This is a genomic window from Agrobacterium albertimagni AOL15, assembly GCF_000300855.1.
GTDB lineage: Bacteria > Pseudomonadota > Alphaproteobacteria > Rhizobiales > Rhizobiaceae > Allorhizobium > Allorhizobium albertimagni.
Genome location: NZ_ALJF01000040.1, coordinates 1 through 583, shown reverse-complemented (window position 1 = coordinate 583; position 583 = coordinate 1). Strand labels below are relative to the sequence as shown.

At 63.5% G+C, this 583-nt stretch carries 1 protein-coding gene; it reads left to right on the top strand.

Annotation, left to right across the window (positions count from 1 at the left end; translation table 11 throughout):
• Positions 1-583: calcium-binding protein (locus QWE_RS24215; RefSeq protein ID WP_006728816.1), on the top strand; the 583-nt coding region annotated here is incomplete at both ends.

Here is a 583-nt window from a genome sequence, read left to right as displayed (position 1 = left end):
CGGCTCGGACATTCTGCGTGGCGAGGATGGCGACGACGTGGTGTCGGGCGGCGATGGCAATGACGTCATCAATGCCGGCCAGGGCGACGACGAGGTGCATGCCGGCGGTGGCAACGACATCGTCTTCGGCGGGGCCGGTGCCGATCTGATCTTCGGAGATGCCGGAAACGACGTGATCGAGGGCGGAGCAGGCGACGACCGTGTCTGGGCAGGTGCCGGCGACGACACCGTGATTGCGACACTGAATGACGGCAACGACGTCTACTACGGCGAAGACGGCATCGACACGCTCGACTATGCAGCGACCAGCGCCAACCTCACGGTGGATCTCGGCAATGGCTTCAACCAGCGAGGCTCGGTCAGCGGCGGGACGACGGGCTCGGATACCTTCTATGGTTTCGAGAACTTCATCGGCGGTTTCGGCCACGACACGATCACGGCCTCGTCTGCGGTCAACGTCATTGATGGCGGGCTTGGCGACGATGTCTTCAAGTTCACCTCGGCCGCCAACGCCAATGGCGACACGATCTACGGTTTCCAGACCGGCGACCGGATCGACTTCACCGGCATGGGGGCGATGAAG